The organism is Methylocystis sp. SC2, assembly GCF_000304315.1.
Lineage (GTDB): Bacteria > Pseudomonadota > Alphaproteobacteria > Rhizobiales > Beijerinckiaceae > Methylocystis.
Map to the genome: position 1 here is coordinate 2,805,545 of NC_018485.1, position 22,451 is coordinate 2,827,995.

19 protein-coding genes are annotated in these 22,451 nt (G+C 64.2%); 13 read left to right on the top strand and 6 right to left on the bottom strand.

Going from position 1 to position 22,451, the window contains the following annotated elements; genetic code table 11:
- Nucleotides 1–247: 247 nt before the first annotated feature.
- A complete protein-coding gene (locus BN69_RS13605; protein WP_014892204.1) occupies nucleotides 248–1,018 on the bottom strand; it encodes a class I SAM-dependent methyltransferase in 771 nt (256 codons plus the stop codon).
- A gap of 86 nt (nucleotides 1,019–1,104) precedes the next feature.
- Here BN69_RS13605 and BN69_RS13610 point away from each other — a divergent pair, with 86 nt between their 5' ends.
- From BN69_RS13610 to BN69_RS13625, 4 genes are all read left to right on the top strand, one after another.
- The gene (locus BN69_RS13610) at nucleotides 1,105–1,872 is read left to right on the top strand and encodes a helix-turn-helix domain-containing protein (RefSeq protein ID WP_014892205.1); all 768 of its coding nucleotides are present in this window, start codon (nucleotides 1,105–1,107) and stop codon (nucleotides 1,870–1,872) included.
- 178 nt (nucleotides 1,873–2,050) lie between these two features.
- A complete protein-coding gene (locus BN69_RS13615; protein ID WP_014892206.1) occupies nucleotides 2,051–2,470 on the top strand; it encodes an MAPEG family protein in 420 nt (139 codons plus the stop codon).
- Nucleotides 2,471–2,620: 150 nt separating this feature from the next.
- Nucleotides 2,621–2,812, top strand: coding sequence for a hypothetical protein (locus BN69_RS19270; protein WP_148277122.1), 192 nt, complete (start codon nucleotides 2,621–2,623; stop codon nucleotides 2,810–2,812).
- Nucleotides 2,809–3,213, top strand: coding sequence for a VOC family protein (locus BN69_RS13625; RefSeq protein ID WP_014892208.1), 405 nt, complete (start codon nucleotides 2,809–2,811; stop codon nucleotides 3,211–3,213). Before BN69_RS19270 ends, BN69_RS13625 begins: the two co-directional genes overlap by 4 nt.
- 63 nt (nucleotides 3,214–3,276) lie before the next feature.
- Here BN69_RS13625 and BN69_RS13630 read toward each other — a convergent pair whose 3' ends face one another.
- A complete protein-coding gene (locus BN69_RS13630; protein ID WP_014892209.1) occupies nucleotides 3,277–3,834 on the bottom strand; it encodes a carboxymuconolactone decarboxylase family protein in 558 nt (185 codons plus the stop codon).
- A gap of 10 nt (nucleotides 3,835–3,844) precedes the next feature.
- Nucleotides 3,845–5,569: a thiamine pyrophosphate-binding protein gene (locus BN69_RS13635; protein ID WP_014892210.1), complete on the bottom strand. Its 1,725-nt coding sequence runs from the start codon at nucleotides 5,567–5,569 to the stop codon at nucleotides 3,845–3,847.
- Between the two features lie 230 nt (nucleotides 5,570–5,799).
- Here BN69_RS13635 and BN69_RS13640 point away from each other — a divergent pair, with 230 nt between their 5' ends.
- Both BN69_RS13640 and BN69_RS13645 read left to right on the top strand, forming a co-directional pair.
- Nucleotides 5,800–6,834, top strand: a complete 1,035-nt coding sequence (locus BN69_RS13640; RefSeq protein WP_014892211.1) for a ligase-associated DNA damage response exonuclease — start codon at nucleotides 5,800–5,802, stop codon at nucleotides 6,832–6,834.
- Nucleotides 6,831–8,588, top strand: coding sequence for an ATP-dependent DNA ligase (locus BN69_RS13645; protein WP_014892212.1), 1,758 nt, complete (start codon nucleotides 6,831–6,833; stop codon nucleotides 8,586–8,588). The genes BN69_RS13640 and BN69_RS13645 overlap by 4 nt, the downstream gene beginning before the upstream one ends.
- Nucleotides 8,589–8,656: 68 nt before the next feature.
- Here the strand turns inward: BN69_RS13645 and eutC are convergent, their stop codons facing one another.
- Both eutC and BN69_RS13655 read right to left on the bottom strand, forming a co-directional pair.
- On the bottom strand, nucleotides 8,657–9,442 hold the full coding sequence (eutC, locus tag BN69_RS13650) for an ethanolamine ammonia-lyase subunit EutC (protein ID WP_014892213.1): 786 nt from the start codon (nucleotides 9,440–9,442) through the stop codon (nucleotides 8,657–8,659).
- A 2-nt stretch (nucleotides 9,443–9,444) separates the two neighbouring features.
- On the bottom strand, nucleotides 9,445–10,824 hold the full coding sequence (locus BN69_RS13655; RefSeq protein ID WP_014892214.1) for an ethanolamine ammonia-lyase subunit EutB: 1,380 nt from the start codon (nucleotides 10,822–10,824) through the stop codon (nucleotides 9,445–9,447).
- Nucleotides 10,825–10,984: 160 nt separating this feature from the next.
- Here BN69_RS13655 and BN69_RS13660 point away from each other — a divergent pair, with 160 nt between their 5' ends.
- On the top strand, nucleotides 10,985–11,875 hold the full coding sequence (locus BN69_RS13660) for a choline kinase family protein (protein ID WP_014892215.1): 891 nt from the start codon (nucleotides 10,985–10,987) through the stop codon (nucleotides 11,873–11,875).
- The gene (locus BN69_RS13665) at nucleotides 11,872–14,319 is read left to right on the top strand and encodes a GcvT family protein (RefSeq protein ID WP_014892216.1); all 2,448 of its coding nucleotides are present in this window, start codon (nucleotides 11,872–11,874) and stop codon (nucleotides 14,317–14,319) included. The genes BN69_RS13660 and BN69_RS13665 overlap by 4 nt, the downstream gene beginning before the upstream one ends.
- A 9-nt stretch (nucleotides 14,320–14,328) precedes the next feature.
- Here the strand turns inward: BN69_RS13665 and rocD are convergent, their stop codons facing one another.
- Nucleotides 14,329–15,570 (bottom strand): ornithine--oxo-acid transaminase, encoded by a 1,242-nt coding sequence (rocD, locus tag BN69_RS13670; RefSeq protein WP_041927392.1) that lies wholly within the window; start codon nucleotides 15,568–15,570, stop codon nucleotides 14,329–14,331.
- Nucleotides 15,571–15,697: 127 nt separating this feature from the next.
- On the opposite strand from rocD, the gene amaB reads away from it, so the two are divergent.
- The 5 genes from amaB (at nucleotide 15,698) to BN69_RS13695 (ending at nucleotide 22,428) form a co-directional block, all read left to right on the top strand.
- Nucleotides 15,698–17,236: an L-piperidine-6-carboxylate dehydrogenase gene (gene amaB / locus BN69_RS13675; RefSeq protein WP_014892218.1), complete on the top strand. Its 1,539-nt coding sequence runs from the start codon at nucleotides 15,698–15,700 to the stop codon at nucleotides 17,234–17,236.
- A gap of 78 nt (nucleotides 17,237–17,314) precedes the next feature.
- Nucleotides 17,315–18,766, top strand: coding sequence for a 2-oxoadipate dioxygenase/decarboxylase HglS (hglS, locus tag BN69_RS13680; RefSeq protein WP_014892219.1), 1,452 nt, complete (start codon nucleotides 17,315–17,317; stop codon nucleotides 18,764–18,766).
- Nucleotides 18,767–18,816: 50 nt separating this feature from the next.
- Entirely contained in the window at nucleotides 18,817–19,809 is a 993-nt protein-coding gene (locus tag BN69_RS13685) for an NAD-dependent epimerase/dehydratase family protein (protein ID WP_014892220.1), read from the top strand.
- Nucleotides 19,793–21,046: an aminotransferase class I/II-fold pyridoxal phosphate-dependent enzyme gene (locus tag BN69_RS13690; RefSeq protein ID WP_083858770.1), complete on the top strand. Its 1,254-nt coding sequence runs from the start codon at nucleotides 19,793–19,795 to the stop codon at nucleotides 21,044–21,046. Before BN69_RS13685 ends, BN69_RS13690 begins: the two co-directional genes overlap by 17 nt.
- Nucleotides 21,047–21,108: 62 nt before the next feature.
- Nucleotides 21,109–22,428 (top strand): cystathionine gamma-synthase family protein, encoded by a 1,320-nt coding sequence (locus tag BN69_RS13695; RefSeq protein ID WP_014892222.1) that lies wholly within the window; start codon nucleotides 21,109–21,111, stop codon nucleotides 22,426–22,428.
- Nucleotides 22,429–22,451 lie beyond the last annotated feature (23 nt).

Here is a 22,451-nt window from a genome sequence, read left to right on the forward strand (position 1 = left end):
CAAACGCCGTCATGCGCGCGACAAAACCGGCACGTTGTCGCGTCCGATCGCGGTCTGAAGTCTCCGGGGGCGAGTTCGCTGCACAAGATTACTTCGACCTGTCCGCATGGGCAATTGCCGCGATACTCGGTCATGAGAATCTCCGTGCAGGTTTCTTGAAATCCAAAGCGTTGGACTTTCAGAGCTCCATTGGCGGCGGATTGACGTCTGCCGCATAACGCGTCCCACTCCAGATTCGGCGAATGCGTCAACGCTCCGCCGCCTTCACGCTGACGAACATAACGCCAATCGCGAAGGAGCCGTCGGACTCAATCTCAAAATGCGCCTTCGTCGCCGCCGAGGCAGTGAACTGCAAGGAGCGGATCGCCTGAACATTTTCGTCTGGCGTTCGCATCCGCGCCGTCCATACGGGAAAGTCCATGCGCAGCCGCGATGTCTGGAGCCGATCGATCGCGAAGCCGGCGTCGGACAGGGCGGCGGCCCATTCGGCCAGTGTGTAGTTTCGCACATGAGAGGCGTCGCGGAGCAGTTCGACAGCTTGCAGATGCGTGTCGAAGAGCGGCGATGTGGGCGCACAGACGTCGACGAACACCGCTTGGCTTCCCTTTTTCAATACGCGGCGGGCCTGGCGCAGGCCCGCGTCGAAGCGGCGCCAGTGATGCGCGGAGTAACGGCATGCCAGAAAATCGAAGGCGCCGTCGGCGAACGGCAAGGCCTCCGCAGACGCTCTCACCGTCGTGATGTTCGACAGACCCTTTTCTCGCGCGATCGCCGAGACCGCGGCGAGCATCTCGCTCGACAGGTCGACCGCGGACACGCGATCGGCGAAGCGCGCCACTCGATAGGAGACGTGGCCGCCGCCGGCTCCAAGGTCGAGGGCGTTCTTGGGGCGGATCGCCGCAACGATCTCTTCGAGGGCTTTCAGGTCCGCCCCGTCCGCGTGAACTGCGCTCTCGACATAGGCCTTGGCGCGGGGTCCGAACTGCGCCTCAACCACGTTTTCGTGGGGTCTGTTCATCGGTCAGCTCCTTTCGCAAGGAGCGCAGGCTGCAGCCCACGACGACCTATTACAATAGTCATCGTTATCCTATTATATTTGCTTCCATGCTCGACGCGGATGAAAGACGACTTCTGGGGAATTTCATCCGTGCGCATCGGGAGCGGGCGCGGCCCGACATCGCGGACGGCAGACGGCGCACGCCTGGCTTGCGGAGGGAGGAGCTGGCCGCGAGGGCCGGCATCAGCGCGACCTGGTGCGCCTGGATCGAACAGGGGCGCGCCGTCCAGGCGTCGCCCGAGGCCCTCGTCCGCATCGCGCAAGCGCTCTCTTTGACGCCGGCGGAGCGCTCTTATTTGTTCGAACTCGCCGGACGGTTGGATCCCAAGGCGGCCGCGCGGCCGCAAGAGGAGGCGCCCGCGTCGCTACGCGCCATAATTGGCGCCCTCGAACACCCCGCCTATGGCCTCGACTGCTGCTGGAGCGCGGTTTGCTGGAACGACTCAGCCGCGCGGCTCTTTCGGGGCTGGCTCGATGGCGACCATCAACGCAATCTGCTGCGCTTCGTTTTTCAGGAAAGCAGCGCGCGCGATCTTCTCCCAAACTGGGAAGACCGAGCCCGCCGACTGCTCGCAGAGTTTAGGGCGGACTATGGGCATATGTTTCGCGACGAGCGGGTGAAGCGCTTTGTGCACGCCCTACGGCGTGACAGCGAATTCTTTTCGAGAGCATGGGACGAGCAGGGGGTTCGGTATCGCGAGGGAGGATTGCGAGCGTTCCGCCACCCGCAGCAGGAGCTGCTGTTCGAGCAGCATTCCTACACGCCGTCGGACGCTCCCTGTTACAAGCTCGTCACGCTCCTCCCCGTGGGTTAGCCGTGGGTTAGCATCGTACCGACGCCGCTAGCTGTCCACGGAGCTTATGGCCGACCATCGACGTAGACCCTCGATGCTCTGCCTGTTCTCTTGCTCGAAACGGAACGGATCAGCTAGAGTTGCGCACACGTCGGCGTTCGCGCTGGCTTCAGCGCAACTTGCTTGGGGACGCTTTGATATGACGGGGCTCCTGACGCCCGTTTTTGTGCTTGTCTCATTGACCTTCGCATTGCTGTTCTGGTTGGGAGGATCACGCTATTTGAGCATCCGAAATCGGGAGGTGAGAATTTCGGATATTGCGCTGGGCCAGCCCGCATGGCCGCGCCGTCTGACTCAGATCGATCGCGCCTATCACAACCAGTTCGAACTTCCCCTCCTATTTTATGCGCTCGTGTGCCTCGTCATCGTAACCGGCGCGCACCCTGCGGGCTTCCGATTTCTCGAGTGGCAATTCGTGGTCCTGCGTCTTGCCCATGCCTATGTTCACGTGACATCGAACCAGCTGCGCGCAAGATTCTTACTCTTTGCCGCGGGGGCGATGACGCTGCTCGCGATGTGGGTCCTGTTTGGCGTCGGCCTTTTAGGCAGCGGCGATTAACTCTCGGCTTGCGGCCTCTGCAGCAATCGCCGCCGCCTTGAGCCGCGTCGCGCCATGTCATCATGCTTGGGAGTCCGGCGCCGCGGCAACTTTGTCGAGCCGCGCAATGCCGTCTCGGGGGAGCGCCTAGACCGTCGCCTTGAGACTGTCGTGAAAATGTTCGATCGACAATGCGCCGACGACAACAAAAATGTCGGGCGATCGCAAAGGCCGGACGCCGCCAAGGCGGAACGAACGGAAGGCAGTAGGATGTCCACCGCGTTGATTGGCCTGGTCGCGGCGAAGGATGACGACTTCAGCAGTCGTGCAGATCAATCGTCGCTTGAGGAGCAGTTGTCATGATCCGCATCCGAGAAATCGACCATCTCGTGCTTCGCGTCGTGAACCTTGATGCAATGCTGAAGTTCTATTGCGATGTTCTGGGATGCACAATTGAGCGGCGGCAAGAGGCGATTGGCCTCATACAGCTGAGGGCGGGCCGGTCGCTTCTCGATCTTGTGTCGGTCGATGGCGAAATCGGCAGCGCCGGAGGCGAGGCTCCGGGGAAGGGCGGGCGGAACCTGGATCACTTCTGCTTCCGTGTAGATCCCTTTGATGAGCCCGGCATCCGCAGACATCTTGAGGCCAACGGCGTCGAAGCCGGCCCGACCCGCATCCGTTACGGCGCCGAAGGCGACGGACCTTCTATCTATGTCACGGACCCCGAGCGAAATGTTGTCGAACTCAAGGGTCCCTCAGGCTAACTGTTCGCGGACGCATTGATGCGCGACAGCGGAGCCCAAGCGCCATTCCATTCGACGGGCGATTTACTGGAACGGCTTCTCGACGCCTGGCGGCAATGCGACGTGGAAACCCTGGTTGATCGCCGAAAACATCTGATAAAAACCGGACAGGACGACGAGTTCGATAAACCCTTCGACGCCGAACCTCTTGATGGCTTCGTCCTGTACGTTCTGCGGAATGTTTCGCCAGGACAATGTCGACGCCAGCACCGCGGTGACGAGATCATAGGGCGACGACGCGACGGCGCCTAAGTCTTCGCCTTTTTCCAGGGCGCTGATCAAGGAGGATGGAACGCCCGCCGCTTCGGCGTGCTGAACGTGATCGACCCATTCGAAGGCTGCGCCCGTGCGGCGCGCGACGAACAGCACGACGAATTGATAGACGTCGCGCGGCAGATGGCCCTGGAACTTAAGGTAGTACCCCAGATCTTCGATTTTTTCGCATAGTTGCGGATGATTCATCAGCGCGGCGTAAGGACCGCCGAAGCCTGCGCCTTGCGCCTTGCGCCGTTCGACCATGCGATCATAGCGGGCGCGAGCGTCCGGCGACAATGTTGACGGATCGAAGGGCAGCTGAGCCATCGGCGTTCTCTCACTCGTGGTAGGAATAGGCGGCGATCGCCTGCGCCCAGTCCTTCACCGGCGTCGTGAACGACTTATCGGCCTTGACGTCGATGAGGCAGGGGCCTTCGCCCTGCAGCGCTCGCTCGAACGCGCCGGCAAGATCGCCCGGCGAGCGCACCGTCTCGCCGCGAGCGCCCAAGGCCTGCGCAAAACCTGCCCAGTCATGATCCGGCAAGCGCGTCAGTTCGTCGGGCGTGGGGCCGAGTCCATGCGCGCGCAACCAGACATTGCCAAGCGCGGCATTATTGATGACCACATAGATCACCGGCAGCTGGTAGCGCGCCGCGGTGGCGATTTCCATGCCGCCCATGCGCATGCATCCATCGCCCGTGATAACCGCCACGCGACGGCGCGGCTGTGCGCATTGCACGCCGATCGCGGCGCCGATCGCCCAGCCCATCGGGCCGAGATTGGTGGCGGAAACGTAGGTCTTGGCTTCGTAGGCTTCCCAGTAATGGCCGGCGAAAGCGCGATGGGCGCCGGAATCCACCACCAGAACGCCGTCGTGCGGGAACGCCTTTCTCAGCTCGCGGATGACGCGGGCCGGATGAATCGGAACCGCGTCGCTCTCGCAGTTTTCCGGGTCCTGCAGGCGGGGCTGCGAGCGGATCTCTGACATCCAAGCCGCGCGTGCGGAGATTGTCGGCTCGAGAGCCGCGCGCAACGTCTCGTTTTGATCGAGCAGATAGCGAAGATAGGCGCCGCAGCTGCCGACGATCCCGCCGTCCTGGACATGCATCCCGATTGCGGAGGGCAGCAAGTTCACGCAGATCGTCCTACCGGGTTTGACTTGGAGCGCCCAATGCATTGTGTCGCGCTCGTTCAGTCCCGACCCCAGAATGATCAGCAGATCGAGCGAGGGGTCCATCAAGGCTGCGCGGGAGTGGTGCGTCCCCGCGTAGCCGAAGACGCCGAGCGAAAGCGGATGGTCCTCCGGGAAGACTCCCTTTCCGCGCAGCGTCGTGGCGACGGGAATGCGCCAAGTCTCGGCGAATTCCTTCAGCGCATTGGCGGCGTTCGAGTGCTCGACGCCTGCGCCGGCCAGTATGGCGATTTTGACATGCGGTTTGCCGCCAGAGCCGCCCTGGAAATGTTGCAACGACGATTCGGCGGCCGTCATCGACAGCGCGTTATAGTCGAACAGCGCCTGGTCGATCGGAGAATGATTGACGGAGATCTCCGCGGCCAAGCAGTCGCCTGGCAAGGAGAGATGTACGGGCGCAGCGGGACGGGTACGAAGCTGCAGCAGAGCGTGCTCAAACAAATGCGGCATATTCTTCGGATTGTCGATCGAAGAGGAATAGCGCGTCAGCGGCTTCATGATCGCGACGTCGTCGAGCGTCTGGGGGCTTGCGTCCTGAAACACGCCCAAGCCCTCGAGGGCCGTCGTCACTTCGCCGCTCAATAGGAGAAGCGGCGAGCCATCGGATTGCGCGGTCGCCACGGCGGTGACGGTATTGGTCAGGCCGGGTCCGCCGATGCAGAGCGCGGCGCCGAAATTGCCGCTCGCCCGCGCGTAGCCATCCGCCATATAGGCGGCGCCGCCTTCTTGCGCGGCGACGATCGGGGTGAGCGCTTGCTGGCGTCCGAAAGCGGGCAGAAAAGGATCGACGAGGCCGCCAGGGACCATGAATACATGGTCGAGTCCTTCGCGCGCCAGCGCCTCGAGGATAAAATCGACCCCTAGGGACATGCCGGCTCCAATTCTCGATCATGCGCCTTGCGCGCCGCCTTTATTCTATAGTCGAGCGCAAGCTTACGGATCAACCTGCAATAACCTGCAAGATGGGCCGCCGCAGCGCCGCGCCAGAAGCGCGAACTCGGTCGTCGCCGTTCGCGGTGAATGCGCGTGATCACGTTCCTATCTAAGCAGTCGGCGACCGCTCCAACATCAAGCGGCGCGTCAGTTTTGCACAAGGCGAGATGACCAAGGATCTGATCGTTCCTGCCGCAGAGGGCCTCTGCTGCCCTCCTGGAAAATTCCACATCGACCCCTGGCGCCCGGCGGCGCTGGCGGTGATCACGCATGCGCACGCCGATCACGCGCGATGGGGTAGCGGCGCCTATCTCTGTCAAGAGGATTGCGCGCCGATCCTGCGCAGACGGCTCGGCGACGTTCGTATCGAAACGTTGCGCTATGGTGAGAGCCGAGAAGTTGGCGAGGTGCGGCTCTCCTTGCATCCAGCCGGCCATGTTCTCGGCTCGGCGCAGGTGCGCGTCGAGCATCGCGGCGAGGTCTGGGTCGCGTCCGGCGACTACAAGCTCGAAGCGGACGGCGTCAGCGCGCCTTTTGAGCCTGTTCGATGCGACGTCTTCATCACCGAATCGACCTTCGGGCTCCCGATCTATCGCTGGCGCCCGCAAGCCGAAGTGATGGCCGACATCAACGCGTGGTGGGCGGAAAATGCGCGCGCGGGACGCGCCAGCGTCATGCAGGCCTACGGGCTCGGCAAGGCGCAGCGCCTCCTCAAGCATCTTGACGCGCGTATCGGACCCATCGTCTGCCACGGCGCGATCGAGCCGCTCAATCAGATCCACCGCGAACTCGGCATAGCGCTGCCGCCCACGCTCAATGTCGGCGCGCTCGACAAGGCGGGCCTTTCGCGGTGCTTTGCGCTGGCGCCTCGTTCAGCCATCGAGAGCCCATGGATTCGCCGGTTTGGCGCGCATTCCGACGCTTTCGCCAGCGGATGGATGCAGCTCCGCGGCAATCGTCGGCGTCTCGGCGTCGATCAAGGCTTCGCGCTTTCGGATCACGCCGACTGGCCGGGCTTGCTGCAGGCGATCGCCGCGACCGGCGCCGAGCGTATCTTTGTCACGCATGGAAGCGGAGAAGCGCTCTCGCGCTATCTGCGCGAGAGAGGATATGACGCGCGTCCCATGGCGACGGAATATGGCGATGAAGCTCTGGAAGGCGAGGCGGGGCCGAACGCCGAGGCCGAAACAGACGACGCATGAAAACCTTCGCCACGCTTTACCGGCGCATCGACGCCGCGACCTCGACGCAGCATAAGAGACAGGCGCTGACCGACTATCTACAAGCGGCGATCGGCGCGCCCGAGCAATACGCCAGCGCCGCCTGGACGGTCTATTTTCTCGCCGGCGGCAAGCCGCGTCAGATGATCGCGACCAAGCTGCTGCGCCAACTCGTCTTGGACGCGACGGACCTGCCCGAATGGCTCGTCGATGAGTGCTACCACAGCGTCGGCGATCTCGCCGAGACCCTGGCGCTCCTGCTGCCGCCGCCAACCTTCATTGAAGACGTCCCGCTCGACGTTTGGATGAATGAACGGCTCCTGCCATTACGCCAGCTTGATGAAGGCGCCCGCCTGTCCGCGCTGCGCGACTGGATCGACGCGATGCCGGTTGAGGACCGCTTGCCGTTCTTCAAGCTCGTCACCGGCGAATTGCGCATCGGCGTGTCGAAGCTGCAAATGACTCAGGCGATCGCCGAGGCGACGCAGCTTGACGCCAAGCTCGTGGCGCAGCGGATGATGGGCTACACGCAGGCGAACCGCGCGCCTCAGGCGCAAGATTTTATCGCGCTCGTCGCGCCGGCCGAAGCGGGCGAAGAGGGGCGGCCGCTGCGCGGCCAACCCTATCCATTCTTTCTCGCGCATCCGCTGCAGGCGCCGTTGTCCGCTTTCCCGGAACTGCTCGGTCCTGTCGATGATTGGCTGGTCGAATGGAAATTCGACGGCATACGCGCGCAATTCATTCATCGCGCCGGCGCGTGGTGGCTGTGGTCGCGCGGCGAGGAGCTTGTCAGCGACAGCTTTCCGGAGCTTGGCGCGCTTGTCGATTTTCTTCCCGACGACATCGTCATCGACGGCGAGCTTGTCGTCGTCGCGCCCCGTTCGGACGCGCGTTCCGCAATGGACGATCTTCGCGACCTGCGCCCCTTTTCTGAATTGCAGCAGCGTCTCGGACGCAAGGTTCTCACGCCGAAAATGCTGCGCGACAGGCCGGTGGCGCTGATCGCTTATGACCTGCTTGAGAAGGATGGCCACGATCTGCGCGAAAAGCCGCAGCGGGAGCGCCGCGCGCTTCTCGATGAGGTCGTGTCGCGCGCGCATTTTTCCGCCATGCAGGTCGGCGCCGATCCGCCGTTGCGTCTGAGCCCCGCGCTGACGCAGCCCGATTGGGAAGCCTTCGCGCGGCAGCGCGAGGAGGCGCGGGCGCGCGGGGCCGAAGGCATGATGCTCAAAGCGATGGGCGCGCCCTATGGCGTGGGGCGCCAGAAGAGCGGCGCCCATCTCTGGTGGAAATGGAAGCTCGATCCGATGAGCGTCGACGCCGTGCTCATCTACGCCGCGCGGGGACATGGGCGACGCTCCGGCGTCTACAGCGACTACACCTTTGCGGTGTGGAGCGGCCCGCCCGAGCAGACGGACCGCACGCTGCTGCCCTTCGCCAAGGCCTATTCCGGTCTTTCGGATGAGGAGATGCGCAAGGTCGACGCGACGATCAGAAGGACGACGATCGAGAACTTCGGGCCGGTGCGCAGCGTGCGCCCGACGATGGTTTTCGAGCTCGGCTTCGAGGGAATCGGCGCCAGCAATCGCCACAAAAGCGGCATCGCGGTTCGCTTTCCCCGCATGTTGCGCTGGCGACAGGACAAGCCCGTGGAGGACGCCGACACGATCGACGCGCTACGCGCGCTGTTGCCTGGCGGCGCAAGAGTGGACGACGCGCCGAACAATCCGCCGTGATGCCCCTATTCGCGGCGATGACGATCATGCCGATACGTTTGCGCGTGCGCCGCGCGAGAGCGGGCCAGCTAACTCTTGGCGTCGATCGCGCGCGGTTCTCCCGATGGGAGCGTATCGGCGTCGTCTTTGAGGTCGACGCCGGTCAGCTGGCGTCGGCGCGATTCGTTGCAAAGGTAAAGAAGCTTGCGCGCGGCGTCGTCGTAAGAGAGGCCCTGAGGGCGGATATTCGAGAGGCAGTTGCGCTCGGCGTCGGTGCGGCCGACACGGGGAGAATAAGTGAGATAGGCGCCCATGCTGTCGGGGGAAGAAAGGCCCGGCCGCTCTCCAATGAGAACAACCGCCAGCCTGGCGCCAAGCGTTTCGCCAATGTCATCGCCGAGCGCCACGCGCCCCTGTTCGGCGAGAACGATTGGCGCGACCTTCCACGATGTTTGACAAAGAGATTGCAGCGCTCTTTCGAGCACTGGAATTGCGTGCCGGGCGATCGCGCGGGCGGAAAGCCCTTCGGCGATGACGAAGGCGATGTCGTAATCGCCCGCCAGGTGTTTCAGCCGCTCGCGGGATTCTTCGTCCAGCCTTCGGCCAAGGTCCGGGCGAAGCAGGAAGCTGCGCCGATCGCGCGCGGCGCTCCTGACGCGGACGGCCGTCAGCCCTCGCGACGTCAGTTCGTCGGAGAGCGCGTCGACATCGAGTCGCTCTTCCACCGCATCGCGCGCTTCGGCATGCGCCAGCTGGAAATCGAGAGTGGCGCGCGTCGTCAGCGCCGCCCCGGCGCGCGGAAGAAAAATTCTCGCGGGCGTCGCCGAACGCAGCATCGACATCTTATCGAGAGGCGTCGGGCGATCTTCGGCCATCCTCAGGCTCTTTCGAGAAGCGGCGCAAAGGATGCAGGCAGCGCCGGCCCCTGCGCTTCGCCGGGCGCATCCGTCAAACCGACGTCCGCGAGCCATTGCGCGAATTCCGGCGCCGGCGCCAGATCGAGCATGCGCCGAACGGCGAGCACGTCATGATAGGAGGTGCTTTGGTAGTTCAGCATGACGTCGTCGGCGCCCGGCACGCCCATGACGTAATTGACGCCGGCGACCGCGAGCAGCGTGAGAATGTCGTCCATATCGTTCTGGTCGGCTTCGGCATGGTTCGTGTAACAGACATCGCAGCCCATCGGCAGTCCGAGCAGCTTACCGCAGAAATGGTCTTCGAGCGCCGCCCGGGTGATCTGCTTGCCGTCGAAAAGATATTCCGGGCCAATGAACCCGACGACCGTATTGATCAGCAGAGGATCGAAGACCCGCGCGACGCCATAGGCGCGCGCCTCCAGCGTTTGCTGATCGCAACTCCAATGGGCGTTCGCGGAAAGCGCCGAACCCTGGCCGGTCTCAAAATACATGACATTGTCGCCGATCGTTCCGCGCCTGAGCGCCAGCGCCGCCTCGCGCGACTCGCGCAACAACGCGAGGTCGATCCCGAAGCTGGTGTTGGCGGCCTGGGTGCCGCCGATCGACTGGAACACCAGATCGACGGGCGCGCGTCGCTCCATCAGCCGCAGGGTCGTCGTGACATGGGCGAGCACGCAGGATTGCGTCGGAATATTCAGCGTCTCGCGCAATTCGTCGAGCAGGCGCAGGAGTTCGTAGCATTGTTCCGGACTGTCGGAGGCCGGATTGACGCCGATGACCGCGTCGCCATTGCCGAGGAGAAGCCCGTCGATCGCGCTGGCCAGAACGCCGCGCGCGTCGTCGGTCGGATGGTTCGGCTGAATGCGCGACGACAACCGTCCGCGCAGCCCGAGCGTGTTGCGAAATCTGGTGACGACGCGCCGCTTGGCGGCGATCAGGATGAGGTCCTGGTTGCGGCAGATTTTTGAGACCGCCGCCGCCATTTCAGGCGTCAGCCCGAAGGTCAGAGCGGCGAGCGCCTCCTCATCGGCGGCGTCGGAGAGAAGCCAGTCGCGAAATTCGCCGACGGTGAGGGAGGCGATCGGCGCGAAGGCGCTCCGATCGTGACTGTCACAGATCAGTCGCGTGACCTCGTCTTCTTCATAGGGAACGAGCGCCTCATTCAGGAATGCGTTGAGAGGCAGGTCCGCGAGCGCCATCTGCGCGGCGACGCGCTCGGCCGCGCTCGCCGCGGCGATTCCGGCGAGGCAATCTCCCGAACGCAGCGGAGTGGCCTTCGCCATCAGCGATTTGAGATCGGGAAAATTGTAGCGCGTTCCGCGAATCGTCGTCCCATACATGGCTCGACCTCGAAGGACCGTTTCTCAAGGCTAGGGCGCCGATGCCGACATGTCACCTTGCGGCCCTATGGTTTTCCCCAGCGCCGTCGCTGCCCATGGCCTTTGCGCCCGGTCCGCATATACTGGCGAAGTCAAAGTTTGTTTCGTCCCGCCGGAGCCGATGTCAGCCCCTACCGCAGACCCCGAAACGTTTATACGCGCGCTACCGCTCTGGCGCGGGCCGATCGACATCGCGCCTTTGCTCGGCGGCATCACGAACAAGAACTACATCGTCATCGACGGCGGCCGTCGCGTCGTCGTTCGCCTTGGCGGCGACATTCCGGTCCATGGCGTCATGCGGTTCAATGAACTGGCCGCCAGCAGGGCCGCGGGCGCCGCCGGCGTGTCGCCGAAAGTTCTTTATTCGGCGCCGATGGCGCTGGCGCTCGAATTTATTTCCGGCCGTACTTACAACGCTGAGGACGTGTGTCAAAACCGCAAACGCTGCGTCGATCTCATCAAACGCGTGCATCACGAGGTCGCGCGGCATTTGCGCGGGCCGACTCTGGCTTTTAACGTCTTTCATATCATTCGCGACTACGCCCATACGCTTGTCGAGGACAAAAGCCGGATATCGGGGGAACTGCCCCGTCTGCTCGCCGCCGGCGAGGCTTTGGAAAAGGCGACGGGCCCCATCGATCTCGTTTTTGGCCATAATGATCTCCTCGCCGCCAATTTCATCGATGACGGGCGCCGTCTCTGGCTCGTCGACTGGGATTATGCCGGATGGAATACGCCGCTCTTCGATCTTGGCGGGCTCTCATCCAACAATGGCTTCAACGTCGCGGACGATGAGGCGATGCTCGAAGAATATTTCGAAGCGCCTGCGACCGACGCGCTGCGCCGGCGGTTCAAGGCGATGCTGTGCGCCTCGCTCTTGCGCGAAACGCTTTGGAGCCTTGTCTCGGAAAGCCGGTCCACGATCGATTTCGACTATGTCGGCTATTCCGATCAAAACATGAGTCGTTTCGAGGCCGCCTGGGCGGCGTTCCAGCAGATGGAAATCGCATGACAGAGCTCCCTCGAAGCGCGCAGATTGTCGTTATCGGCGGGGGCATTGTCGGCTGCTCGGTCGCCTATCATCTCGCCAAACGCGGCGTCGAGACGCTGCTGCTGGAGCGATCCCAACTGACGTCGGGTTCGACATGGCACGCCGCGGGACTGATCGGCCAGTTGCGCACCAACGCCAATATTACGAAGCTCCTTGGGTATTCGGTGGAGCTTTACGATCGGCTCGAAGCGGAGACGGGCTATGCGACGGGCTGGCGGCGCAATGGCGGGCTGCGTCTCGCCTGCAACGCCGACCGATGGATCGAGGTCAAACGCCAGGCCACTTCGGCAAGAAGCTTCGGTCTGGAGATGCAGCTCCTGAGCGCCAAGGAGGCGCAGGCGCTCTGGCCGCTGATGAATGTCGATGACGTCGTCGGCGCGGCCTTCCTGCCCACCGACGGTCAGGCCAATCCGTCAGACATCACCCAGGCGCTGGCGAAGGGCGCACGGCTCGCCGGCGCGAAGCTGATCGAGGGCGTCGTCGTCAGCAACTTCATCATCGAGAACGAACGCGTGCGCGGCGTCGTCACAAACCGCGGCGCCGTCGCTTGCGAAAAGCTGGTGCTCTGCGCCGGCCTTTGGACCCAGCCGCTCGCGGCGCGCGCCGGCGTCGCCATTCCGCTCTCGGCGGTTCACCATCAATATCTCGTGACCGAAAAAATCGAGGGCGTGACCAGCGATCTGCCGACGCTGCGCGACCCGGATCGGCTGACCTATTACAAGGAGGAGGTCGGCGGCCTCGTCATGGGCGGCTATGAGCCCAATCCCGTGCCCTGGTCGTCGGGCGCCGTGCCCGAGGATTTCGCCTTTCGGCTTCTCGAAGACGATTGGGATCATTTCGAGCCGATCATGAATCTGGCGCTCGGCCGCGTGCCGGCGCTCGCCGAGGCCGGCGTCAAGCAGATGATCAACGGCCTCGAAAGCTTCACCCCCGACGGCAACTGGATGATCGGCGAGGCGCCCGAGGTAAGGAATTTCTTCGTCGGCGCGGGTTTTAACGCCTTCGGCATCGCGTCAGCCGGCGGCGCCGGCATGGCGCTCGCCGAATGGGCGGCGGACGGCGAACAGCCCTTCGATCTCTGGCCCGTCGATATCCGCCGCTTCGGGGCGCCGCATCGGGATCCGAATTGGGTGCGGGTGCGGACGCTCGAAGCCTACGCCCGCCACTACAGCATCGCCTGGCCCTTTGAGGAGTTCACGTCGGGCCGGCCGCTGCGGCGCTCGCCGCTCTACGACCGGCTCAAGGCGAAGGGCGCCTGCTTCGGCGAAAAGATGGGCTTTGAACGGCCGAACTGGTTCGCCGATTTGAATGCCGGCGAGGAGCCGCGCGATCGCTATTCCCTCGGCCGGCCCGGCTGGTTCGACGCCGTCGGACGCGAGCATCGCGCCTGCCGCGAAGCCGCGGCGCTGTTCGACCAGACGAGCTTCGCCAAGGCGCTCCTCGTCGGCAAGGACGCCGAAGCGGCGCTCTCCTGGATCGCCGCCAATAATATCGCCAAGCCGCCGGGCGCCGTCGCCTATACCCAGCTGTTGAATCGCAAGGGCGGCATCGAATGCGATCTGACGATCACGCGGCTGGCGAGCGACCGCTTCTATGTCGTGACCGGGACGGCCTTCGGAACGCATGACTTCGACTGGATCAGGCGATCGATTCCTCAAGGATTGGACGCGACCCTCGTCGACGTCACTTCGGCGAATTCCGTGCTGGCGTTGATGGGTCCGCGCGCCCGCGACATTCTGCAATCCTGCTGCGACGATGATTTGTCGAGCGCCGGTTTTCCTTTCATGAGCGCCCGCGACATCCGTCTGGCCGGCGCGCCGGTGTTGGCGATCCGCGTGACCTATGTCGGCGAACTCGGCTGGGAGCTTCATATCCCTGTCGAATTCGCCGTCTCCGTCTATGACGCGCTCACCCAGGCGGGCGCGCCGTTCGGACTTGTCGACGCCGGCTACCGGGCGATCGAATCGCTGCGTATCGAGAAGGGCTACCGCGCTTGGGGCGCCGATATCGGGCCGGATCATACGCCCCCGATGGCCGGCCTGGACTTCGCCGTGAAGATGAAATCCTGCGCGCCATTTCAAGGGAGAGAAGCGCTTGTTGAGGCCGCGAGCGCGCCCTTGCCGCGCCTTCTTGCCGGCTTCGTTGTCGATGACCCTGACACCACGCTGCTCGGGCGCGAGACGATCTATCGCAATGGCGCGCGCGTCGGCTGGTTATCCAGCGGCGGCTATGGCTATTCGATCGGTAAGGCGATCGGTTATGGCTATGTTCGAAACGCCGACGGCGTCGATCCGACTTTTGTGCTCACTGGCGACTATCAGCTCGAAATCGCCGGCGAGCGCCGGCCGGCAAGCGTTTCGCTTTCGCCGTTCTATGACCCGAAAGGCAAACGCATCCGCGGCTAGCCGCTGCGCCTACGCTTCAAGCGAATGGCCGACGTCGGCGGCGCCACGGAGGTTGCGCGGCGCGCGAAACGTCGAGATCGTTTCCTCAACGGCGTCGAGCGCGAGATCGAGGTCGTCTTGCGAAATGACGAAAGGCGGCGCCAGCCGAACGACCGTATGATGCGTCGCGGTCGTCAGCACGCCCTTGTTGAGCAGGCTTTCGCAGATTTCCCGCGCGCTGGCATAGCGCGGGTCGATGTCGACGCCGGCCCATAGGCCGCGCCCGCGGACTTCGCTGATCGCCGGGGCGCGCACTCCGTGCAGCCGTTGCAGCATTCTGGCGCCAAGCGCCTGGCTGCGTTCGACCAGCCGCTCGTCACGAAGGACATGCAGCGCCTCTAAACCGACGGCGGCGGCAAGCGCATTGCCGCCGAAGGTCGATCCGTGCGAGCCGGGCGTGAAGACATCCATGACTTCGCGCTTCGCGACAAAGGCGGAGACGGGCAGCACGCCGCCGCCGAGCGCCTTTCCCAGCATGACGCCGTCGGGAAGGACATTCTCATGCTCAAAGGCGAACCAGGCGCCGCTGCGCCCCAAACCTGATTGAATTTCGTCCAGCAGCAGCAAGACGCCGCGCGCGTCGCACAGTCGGCGCAGCCCCGCGAGCCAGCCGTCCGGCGGCACGATGACGCCCGCCTCGCCCTGGATCGGCTCGACGAGAATGGCCGCCGTGTCTGGTGTGACGGCGGCTTCGAACGCCGCGAGATCCCCAAAGGCCGCCGCGCGAAAACCCGGCATGAATGGGCCAAAGCCGTCCCGATACTCGCGTTCCGAGGAGAAGCTGATGATCGCAGTGGTGCGGCCATGGAAATTGCCGGCGGCGACGACGATCTCCGGACTGGCGATCCCTTTGACGCGATTGCCCCAGCGACGCGCCGCCTTGATCGCCGTCTCCACGGCCTCGGCCCCCGAATTCATTGGCAGAGCGGCGTCGAGCCCGGTGACTTTGCACAGTTCGTCGAGAAATGGGCCGAGCTTGTCATTGAAAAAGGCGCGGGAAGGCACGGCGAGCCGCTGCGCCTGCTCTGCCAGCTTTGCGAGAATCCGGGGATGCGCGTGACCGAGGCTCACGGCTGAATAGGCGCTCATCATGTCGATGTAGCGCCGGCCTTCGACATCCCACAAATATGCGCCCTCTCCGCGCGTGAGCATGACGGGCAGAGGGTCGTAGTTGGGCGCGACGTGGGGGTTCCTGAACGTGGAGCGATCCATTTCCGAGAGCTTTTCGCGCGCATCCGCATTAGATAGATGCGTGCGGGCATTTGCGTGATTATGCATACATAGGAAGACGCAACCATGGCGCCAGCCGCGTAAGCCTGGGCGAACAACGGGAGGCGAAATGGAGTCGCGCGTTCCGCAGGCCAATATTTCCGCTGAAACTGCAGCCATTCTCAATGGTTTCGGGGTAAGATCGCAGGTCTTCGAGCGCGGCGCGCTGACCACGCGCTCGCCGATCACCGGCGAGATCATCGCGCGCGTCGAGACCGCTAATTCAGCAATTGCTCAGCAGACCATCGCGCGCGCCGACGATGCGTTTCGCGTCTGGCGCAACGTTCCGGCGCCGCGCCGCGGCGAATTCGTGCGCTTGCTCGGCGAAGAGCTGAGAGCGGCCAAGACCGAGCTGGGGCGGCTCGTCACGATCGAGGCCGGCAAAATCACGACAGAGGGTCTCGGCGAAGTCCAGGAGATGATCGACATCTGCGATTTCGCGGTCGGCCTGTCGCGTCAGCTTTACGGCTTGACCATCGCCACGGAGCGCCGCGGCCACCGGATGATGGAGACCTGGCGCCCGCTCGGCGTCGTCGGAGTCATCACCAGCTTCAACTTTCCTGTCGCCGTCTGGGCCTGGAACGCGGCGCTTGCGCTCGTCTGCGGAAATACGCTGGTTTGGAAGCCTTCGGAAAAGACCCCGCTTGTCGCTCTGGCGACGCAGGCGCTGGTCGCGCGCGCCGCGGCGCGTTTCGGCGAGGCTCCTGACGGGCTTTCAAATCTCCTCATGGGCGGCCGCGACATCGGCGAAGCGCTCGTTGAGGACGCGCGCGTTCAACTCGTTTCGGCGACCGGATCGACGGCGATGGGCCGCGCCGTCGCGCCGCGCCTCGCGTCTCGCTTTGCGCGATCGATTCTGGAGCTTGGCGGCAACAACGCCGCTGTCGTATGCGCCTCCGCGTCCCTCGATCTCGCCGTTCGGGCGATCGCCTTCGCGGCGATGGGCACGGCCGGCCAGCGATGCACGACGCTGCGGCGGCTGATCGTGCATGAAGAGGTCTACGACGCGCTTCTCGCGCGGCTCAGGCGCGCTTACGCCTCAGTTTCAGTTGGCGATCCGCGTGACGGCGCCTCGCTCGTCGGGCCGCTCATCGACAAGAGCGCCTATGACGCGATGTGCGCCGCGCTCGACGAGGCGCGCGGCGCGGGCGGCGTCATTCTCGGCGGCGAGCGCGCGCTTGCTGAAAAACATCCCAGCGCCTTCTACGTGCGCCCGGCCCTCGTCGAAATGCCGGGGCAGACGGATGTCGTGCGGCGGGAGACGTTCGCGCCCATCCTCTATGTGCTGAAGTTCCGCAGCCTCGACGAGGCGATCCAACTGAATAATGGCGTGGCGCATGGCCTTGCGTCATCGATCTTCACCGCGCGTCTCGACGAAGCCGAGCGCTTCATGGCGGCTGACGGGTCGGATTGCGGCATTGTGAACGTCAACATCGGGCCGTCCGGCGCCGAGATCGGCGGCGCCTTCGGCGGCGAGAAGGATACGGGCGGCGGTCGCGAGGCGGGATCGGATTGCTGGAAGTTCTATATGCGCCGCGCCACCAACACGATCAATTTTTCAGGGGAGCTGCCGCTCGCCCAGGGCGTCAAATTCGATCTCGCGACTTAGCCGCAGCGTCGCTATGCGATGATTTCCGGACGCCGGCGACTTACATATGGGGAGCAACCATCGACGGTCGGAGCTGCGATGAATGAGTCTACGGCTTCCGCTGACGCCACTCGCGCGATGTTCGCCTCGGCAATTTCGGACATGTATCAGACCGAAGCGCCGCAGTATCGGGCGATGAAGGCGCTTGTCGTCGAGGTGAATCGACAGACTCTCGCCAGAGATGCTCCGCTCGAGCGGCGCCTTCTTGAGGGCGGGGAACTCGCACGGCTCGACGTCGAGCGTCATGGCGCCATTCGCGTCGGAACGGCCGAGGAGCTTTCGACGCTGCGCCGGCTCTTCGCGATCATGGGAATGGCGCCCGTCGGCTATTACGATCTGTCGATCGCCGGCATTCCGGTGCATTCGACGGCGTTCCGGCCAATTGGCGAAGCCGCGTTGCGGGCCAGCCCGTTTCGAATCTTCACGTCGCTTCTCCGGCTGGATCTCATCTCTGACGCGGAAGCGCGTGAGATTGCGACGAAGGTTCTCGCTCGGCGAGACATCTTTACGCCGCGTTGTCGGGAGTTGATCGATCTCTACGAAAGGCGCGGGTTCGACGATGACGAGGCGCGCGCGTTCGCTGTTGAAGCGGCAAAAATATTCCGCTGGAACGGGCGGGCGACGGTTTCATCGGCGGTCTATGGGACGCTGCATGCGACGCATCCGCTGCTCGCCGACATCGTTTGTTTCAAGGGGCCGCATATCAACCATCTCACCTTGCACGCGCTCGATATCGACGCAGCGCACCACGCGATGGCCGCGCGTGAGATGAGCCCGAAAGCGATCATCGAAGGGCCGCCGCGTCGCCGCTGCCCGATCCTGTTGCGCCAGACGAGCTTCAGGGCGCGCCCCGAGCCTGTCGAATTCATCGAGGAAGACGGCCGGCGCGTAACGGGCGCCCATGCGGCGCGTTTTGGCGAGATCGAGCAGAGAGGCGCAGCGCTGACCGCGAAGGGACGCGCGCTTTACGACCGGCTTCTCGCCGAAGCTCAGGCTGCCGTTCCGCTGGCGACAGACGGCGCCAATGCGCGCGCCTTCAACGAAGAGCTAGCGCGGCGCTTTGCGGCTTTTCCCGACGATGGCGACGCGCTGCGAAGGGAGAAGCTCGCCTTCTTCCGCTATTCGGCCGATCCACGCGCGAGCGCAGGGGAGTCCTCGTCTTCCGTTTCATTGGAAGATCTCCTGCGCTCCGGCGTTCTGCGCGCCGAACCGATCGCTTACGAGGATTTCCTGCCGGTCAGCGCCGCCGGCATTTTCCGCTCCAACCTCGGGGAGCAAGGCGCGGAGGAACGCATCGAGCGCGCCGACCAAAGCGCCTTCGAGGCGGCGCTCGGCGCGCCGGTCCTCAATGAGCTTGCGCTTTATGAGGAAGCGGAGACGCGCTCCTTAGAGGCCAGCCTGCAGGCGCTTGGCGTCGATCGCGCCGCTTCGGTTCAACCGTCAAAAACGGGCGCCGCGCCTATTGGCGCGGCGGAAACCAGCCATAACTGAGGAGTAGGCGCTCGACGCATGGGCGGAGGCGCCGCGGTATCGGAAGGCGCATGCGACGCATCCTGGTTACGGGCGCCCTCGGCCAGATCGGCGCCGAACTGACGCCGGCGCTGCGCAAGCGATATGGCGCGGCGCGGGTCATCGCCTCAGACCTCGCAGAGGCGCGGCCATCTGACGATCTTTATGAGCGCCTCGACTGTACGCAGGCCGACGCGGTCGCCGATCTGATGCGCCGGCGCGACATCGACGTCGTCTACCATCTCGCCGCGCTGCTCTCGGCCGTCGCCGAGGACAGGCCGCAAGACGCCTGGAGCGTCAATATGAGCGGCCTCTACAATGTGCTGGAGGCGGCGCGCCGCTTTGGCTGCAAGGTTTTCTTCCCGAGCTCCATTGCGGCGTTCGGCCCCTCGACGCCGCGCCGCGGCACGCCGCAGATCACGATTCAGCGGCCCACGACCATCTACGGCGTCACCAAGGTCGCCGGCGAATTGCTGTGCGACTATTACGCGACGCGCTTTGGCGTCGACGCGCGCGGATTGCGCCTGCCGGGTCTCGTTTCTTCCGCGGCGCCGCCGGGCGGCGGCACGACCGACTACGCCGTCGAAATGTTTCGCGCCGCTGTTCGGCGCAAGCGCTATTCCTGCTTCCTCGCCGCAGAGACCCGTCTCGACATGATGTATATGCCGGACGCGACGCGCGCGATCATGGAGCTCATGGAGGCTGATCCCGAGCGCCTGCGGTTTCGCAATGCGTATAACGTCACCGGCATGAGCGTCACGCCGCGCGACATCGCCGCGCAAATTCGCAAACACGCGCCCTCCTTCGCCGTGGACTACCGCATCGACCCGCTACGCCAAGCGATCGCCGACTCCTGGCCGCAGTCGCTCGACGCCAATGCGGCGCGGGAAGATTGGGGGTTTGCGCCGCGCTTCGATCTCGCCGCCATGACGCGGGATATGCTCGCGCGTCTTGGCGCGGCCACAGATCCATTTGACGATCCGAATTCTGACGAGGTCCCCAATGCCAATGCAGGGTTTGGCTAAGGCGCTCGCCGCGCAGCTCGGCGAACTCTCGCAGGCCGGGCTGCTCAAGGGCGCGGAAAGCGTGCTCTGTGGCGTCGTTGCGCCGCGTGACGGCTACGGTCCGCGCTTTTTCATCGAAGGCGAAGGCGACAAGCCGTTCCTGCGCATGAACGCCAATAACTATCTCGGCATGTCGCTGCGCGAAGAGGTGATTGACGCCGAAGACGCGGCGGCGACGAACTATGGCGCCGGGCCCGGCGCGGTGCGCTTCATCAGCGGAACTTGGTCGCCTCACGTCGCCTTGGAGCGTCGGCTCGCCGCCTTTCATTCGCGTCCGGCCGCGATCATCTTTTCATCCGCCTATGCGGCGGTCACGGGACTCATTCCGCAGCTCGTCAGCAAGAAGACCGCCGTCATCAGCGACGAACTCAACCACAATTGCATCATCAACGCGATCTCGCTTGCGGCGCCTGCGGAGAAACGGATCTACAAACATCTTGATATGGGCGAACTCGAGCGATGTCTCGACGAGACCGCGAAATCATGCACCCGCGCCCTCATCGTGACCGACGGCGTGTTCAGCATGCGCGGCGATCACGCGCCGCTCGAACGCATCATGACGCTGGCGCGCAGTCGCGATAACGCCTTCGCGGAGGGCGCGATCGTCGTCGTCGACGATTCACATGGCGTCGGCGCGCTCGGCGCGACCGGGCGCGGCGTGGAGGAATATACGCGGTCAGCGCCGGTCGACATTCTGGTGGCGACGCTCGGCAAGGCCTTCGGCGTCAATGGCGGCTATGTCGTCGGCGACGAAATCCTCATCCGCTACTTGCGCGAGCGCTCGCCCTTCTACGTCTACTCCAACCCCATCACGCCGGCGGAAGCCGCCGCCGCGCATAAGGCGATCGACATCCTGGACAGTCCGAACGGCCTGTCGTTGCTCGAGCATCTGCGCGCCATGACCGCACGCTTCAAGGCGGGGCTTGTCAGGCTTGGCTTCGAGACGCTGCCCGGGGAGCATCCGGTCGCGCCGCTCGTGACCCGCGACAGCGCCCGCACCGTCGCGCTTGTCGAACATCTGCGCCGGCGCGGCGTTCTGGTTACGGGGCTGACCTATCCGGTCGTGCCGCGGGGCGACGAAGAAATCCGCTTCCAGATCAGCGCGGATCACACGGCCGCCGATATCGACGCGGCGTTGGCGGCGCTGGCCGAGGTGGCCGAGGCGAATGTTCCGCGGGCGCGGGCGAAGCCGATTTAGCGCGCTATTTACTGTGGCGGCGCCGCCTGATCTCGAGCGCGGCGACAGCCGAGGAAACATCCATGGACAGCGCGCGTTACCATAAGGCGAGCATCGGAAACCGCTTGCTTCAGCCGGAAACGCTGATGCTCGGCTACGGCTATGATCCGACGCTCTCGGAAGGCGCGGTTAAGCCGCCGGTGTTTCTGACGTCGACCTTCGTGTTTCGAACGGCCGAAGAGGGACGCGACTTCTTCGACTATATGGCCGGCCGTCGCGCGCCGCCGGAAGGCGAAGAATCCGGACTGGTCTATTCACGGTTTAACCATCCCAATCTCGAGATCGTCGAGGACCGCCTGGCGATCTACGAGCACGCCGAATGCGGTCTCGTCTTTTCCTCCGGCATGTCGGCGATCGTCACCACGATTCTTGCCTTCGCGCGCCCAGGAGAAACAATTCTGCGCAGCCGTCCGCTCTATGGCGGCACGGAAGTTCTCATCGACAAGACGCTGGCGCCGTTCGGGCTGACCGGCGTCGGTTTCACCGATGGGCTCGACGAAGACAATATCCGCGCCGCGGCCGCGCGCGCGATGGACGTCGGACGCATCGCGATGATCTTCATTGAGACGCCGTCCAATCCGATGAACAGCCTGGTCGATATCGCGCTGGTGCGACGCATCGCCGAAGACATCGCGGAACGACAGGACGCGAGGCCGGTCATTTGTTGCGACAACACGCTGCTCGGCCCCGTTTTCCAGTCGCCCCTCCGGCACGGCGCCGATTTGTCGCTCTATTCGCTGACGAAATATGTCGGCGGGCACAGCGATCTCATCGGCGGCGCGGTCGTCGGCTCCTGCGCGCATCTGAAGACCATTCGCGCGATGCGCAGCGCCATCGGCACGCAGCTCGACGCGCATTCCTGCTGGATGCTTGGCCGCTCGCTCGAGACATTGTCTTTGCGCATGAACCGGGCGGCGGAGAATGCGGCGATCGTCGCGGATTTTCTCGCCGCTCATCCCAGGGTGGCCCGCGTTCACTATCCGCCGCTGCTGCCGGCGGATCATCCCGAGCGCTTGTTGATGGCGCGCCAGTCGAGTTCCGCCGGCTCCACCTTTTCTTTCGAGGTCGTGGGCGGACAAGCCGAAGCCTTCGCCTTCCTCAACCGGCTGCAGATCTTCAAGCTCGCCGTCAGCCTCGGCGGCACCGAATCGTTGGTTTGTCATCCGACGACCACCGTGCATTCCGGACTCACCGAAGAGGCTCGGCGGGAAATCGGGATCACGCCCTCCCTTGTTCGCGCATCGATCGGCATCGAACATCCGGACGATCTTATCGCCGATCTGGCCCAGGCGTTCGAGCAAGGAAGCTTTGTCGAAGCGTCGGCGCCGCAAGCTGGGCGCTAAGCCCTGTTAATCGGGCGCCGCAG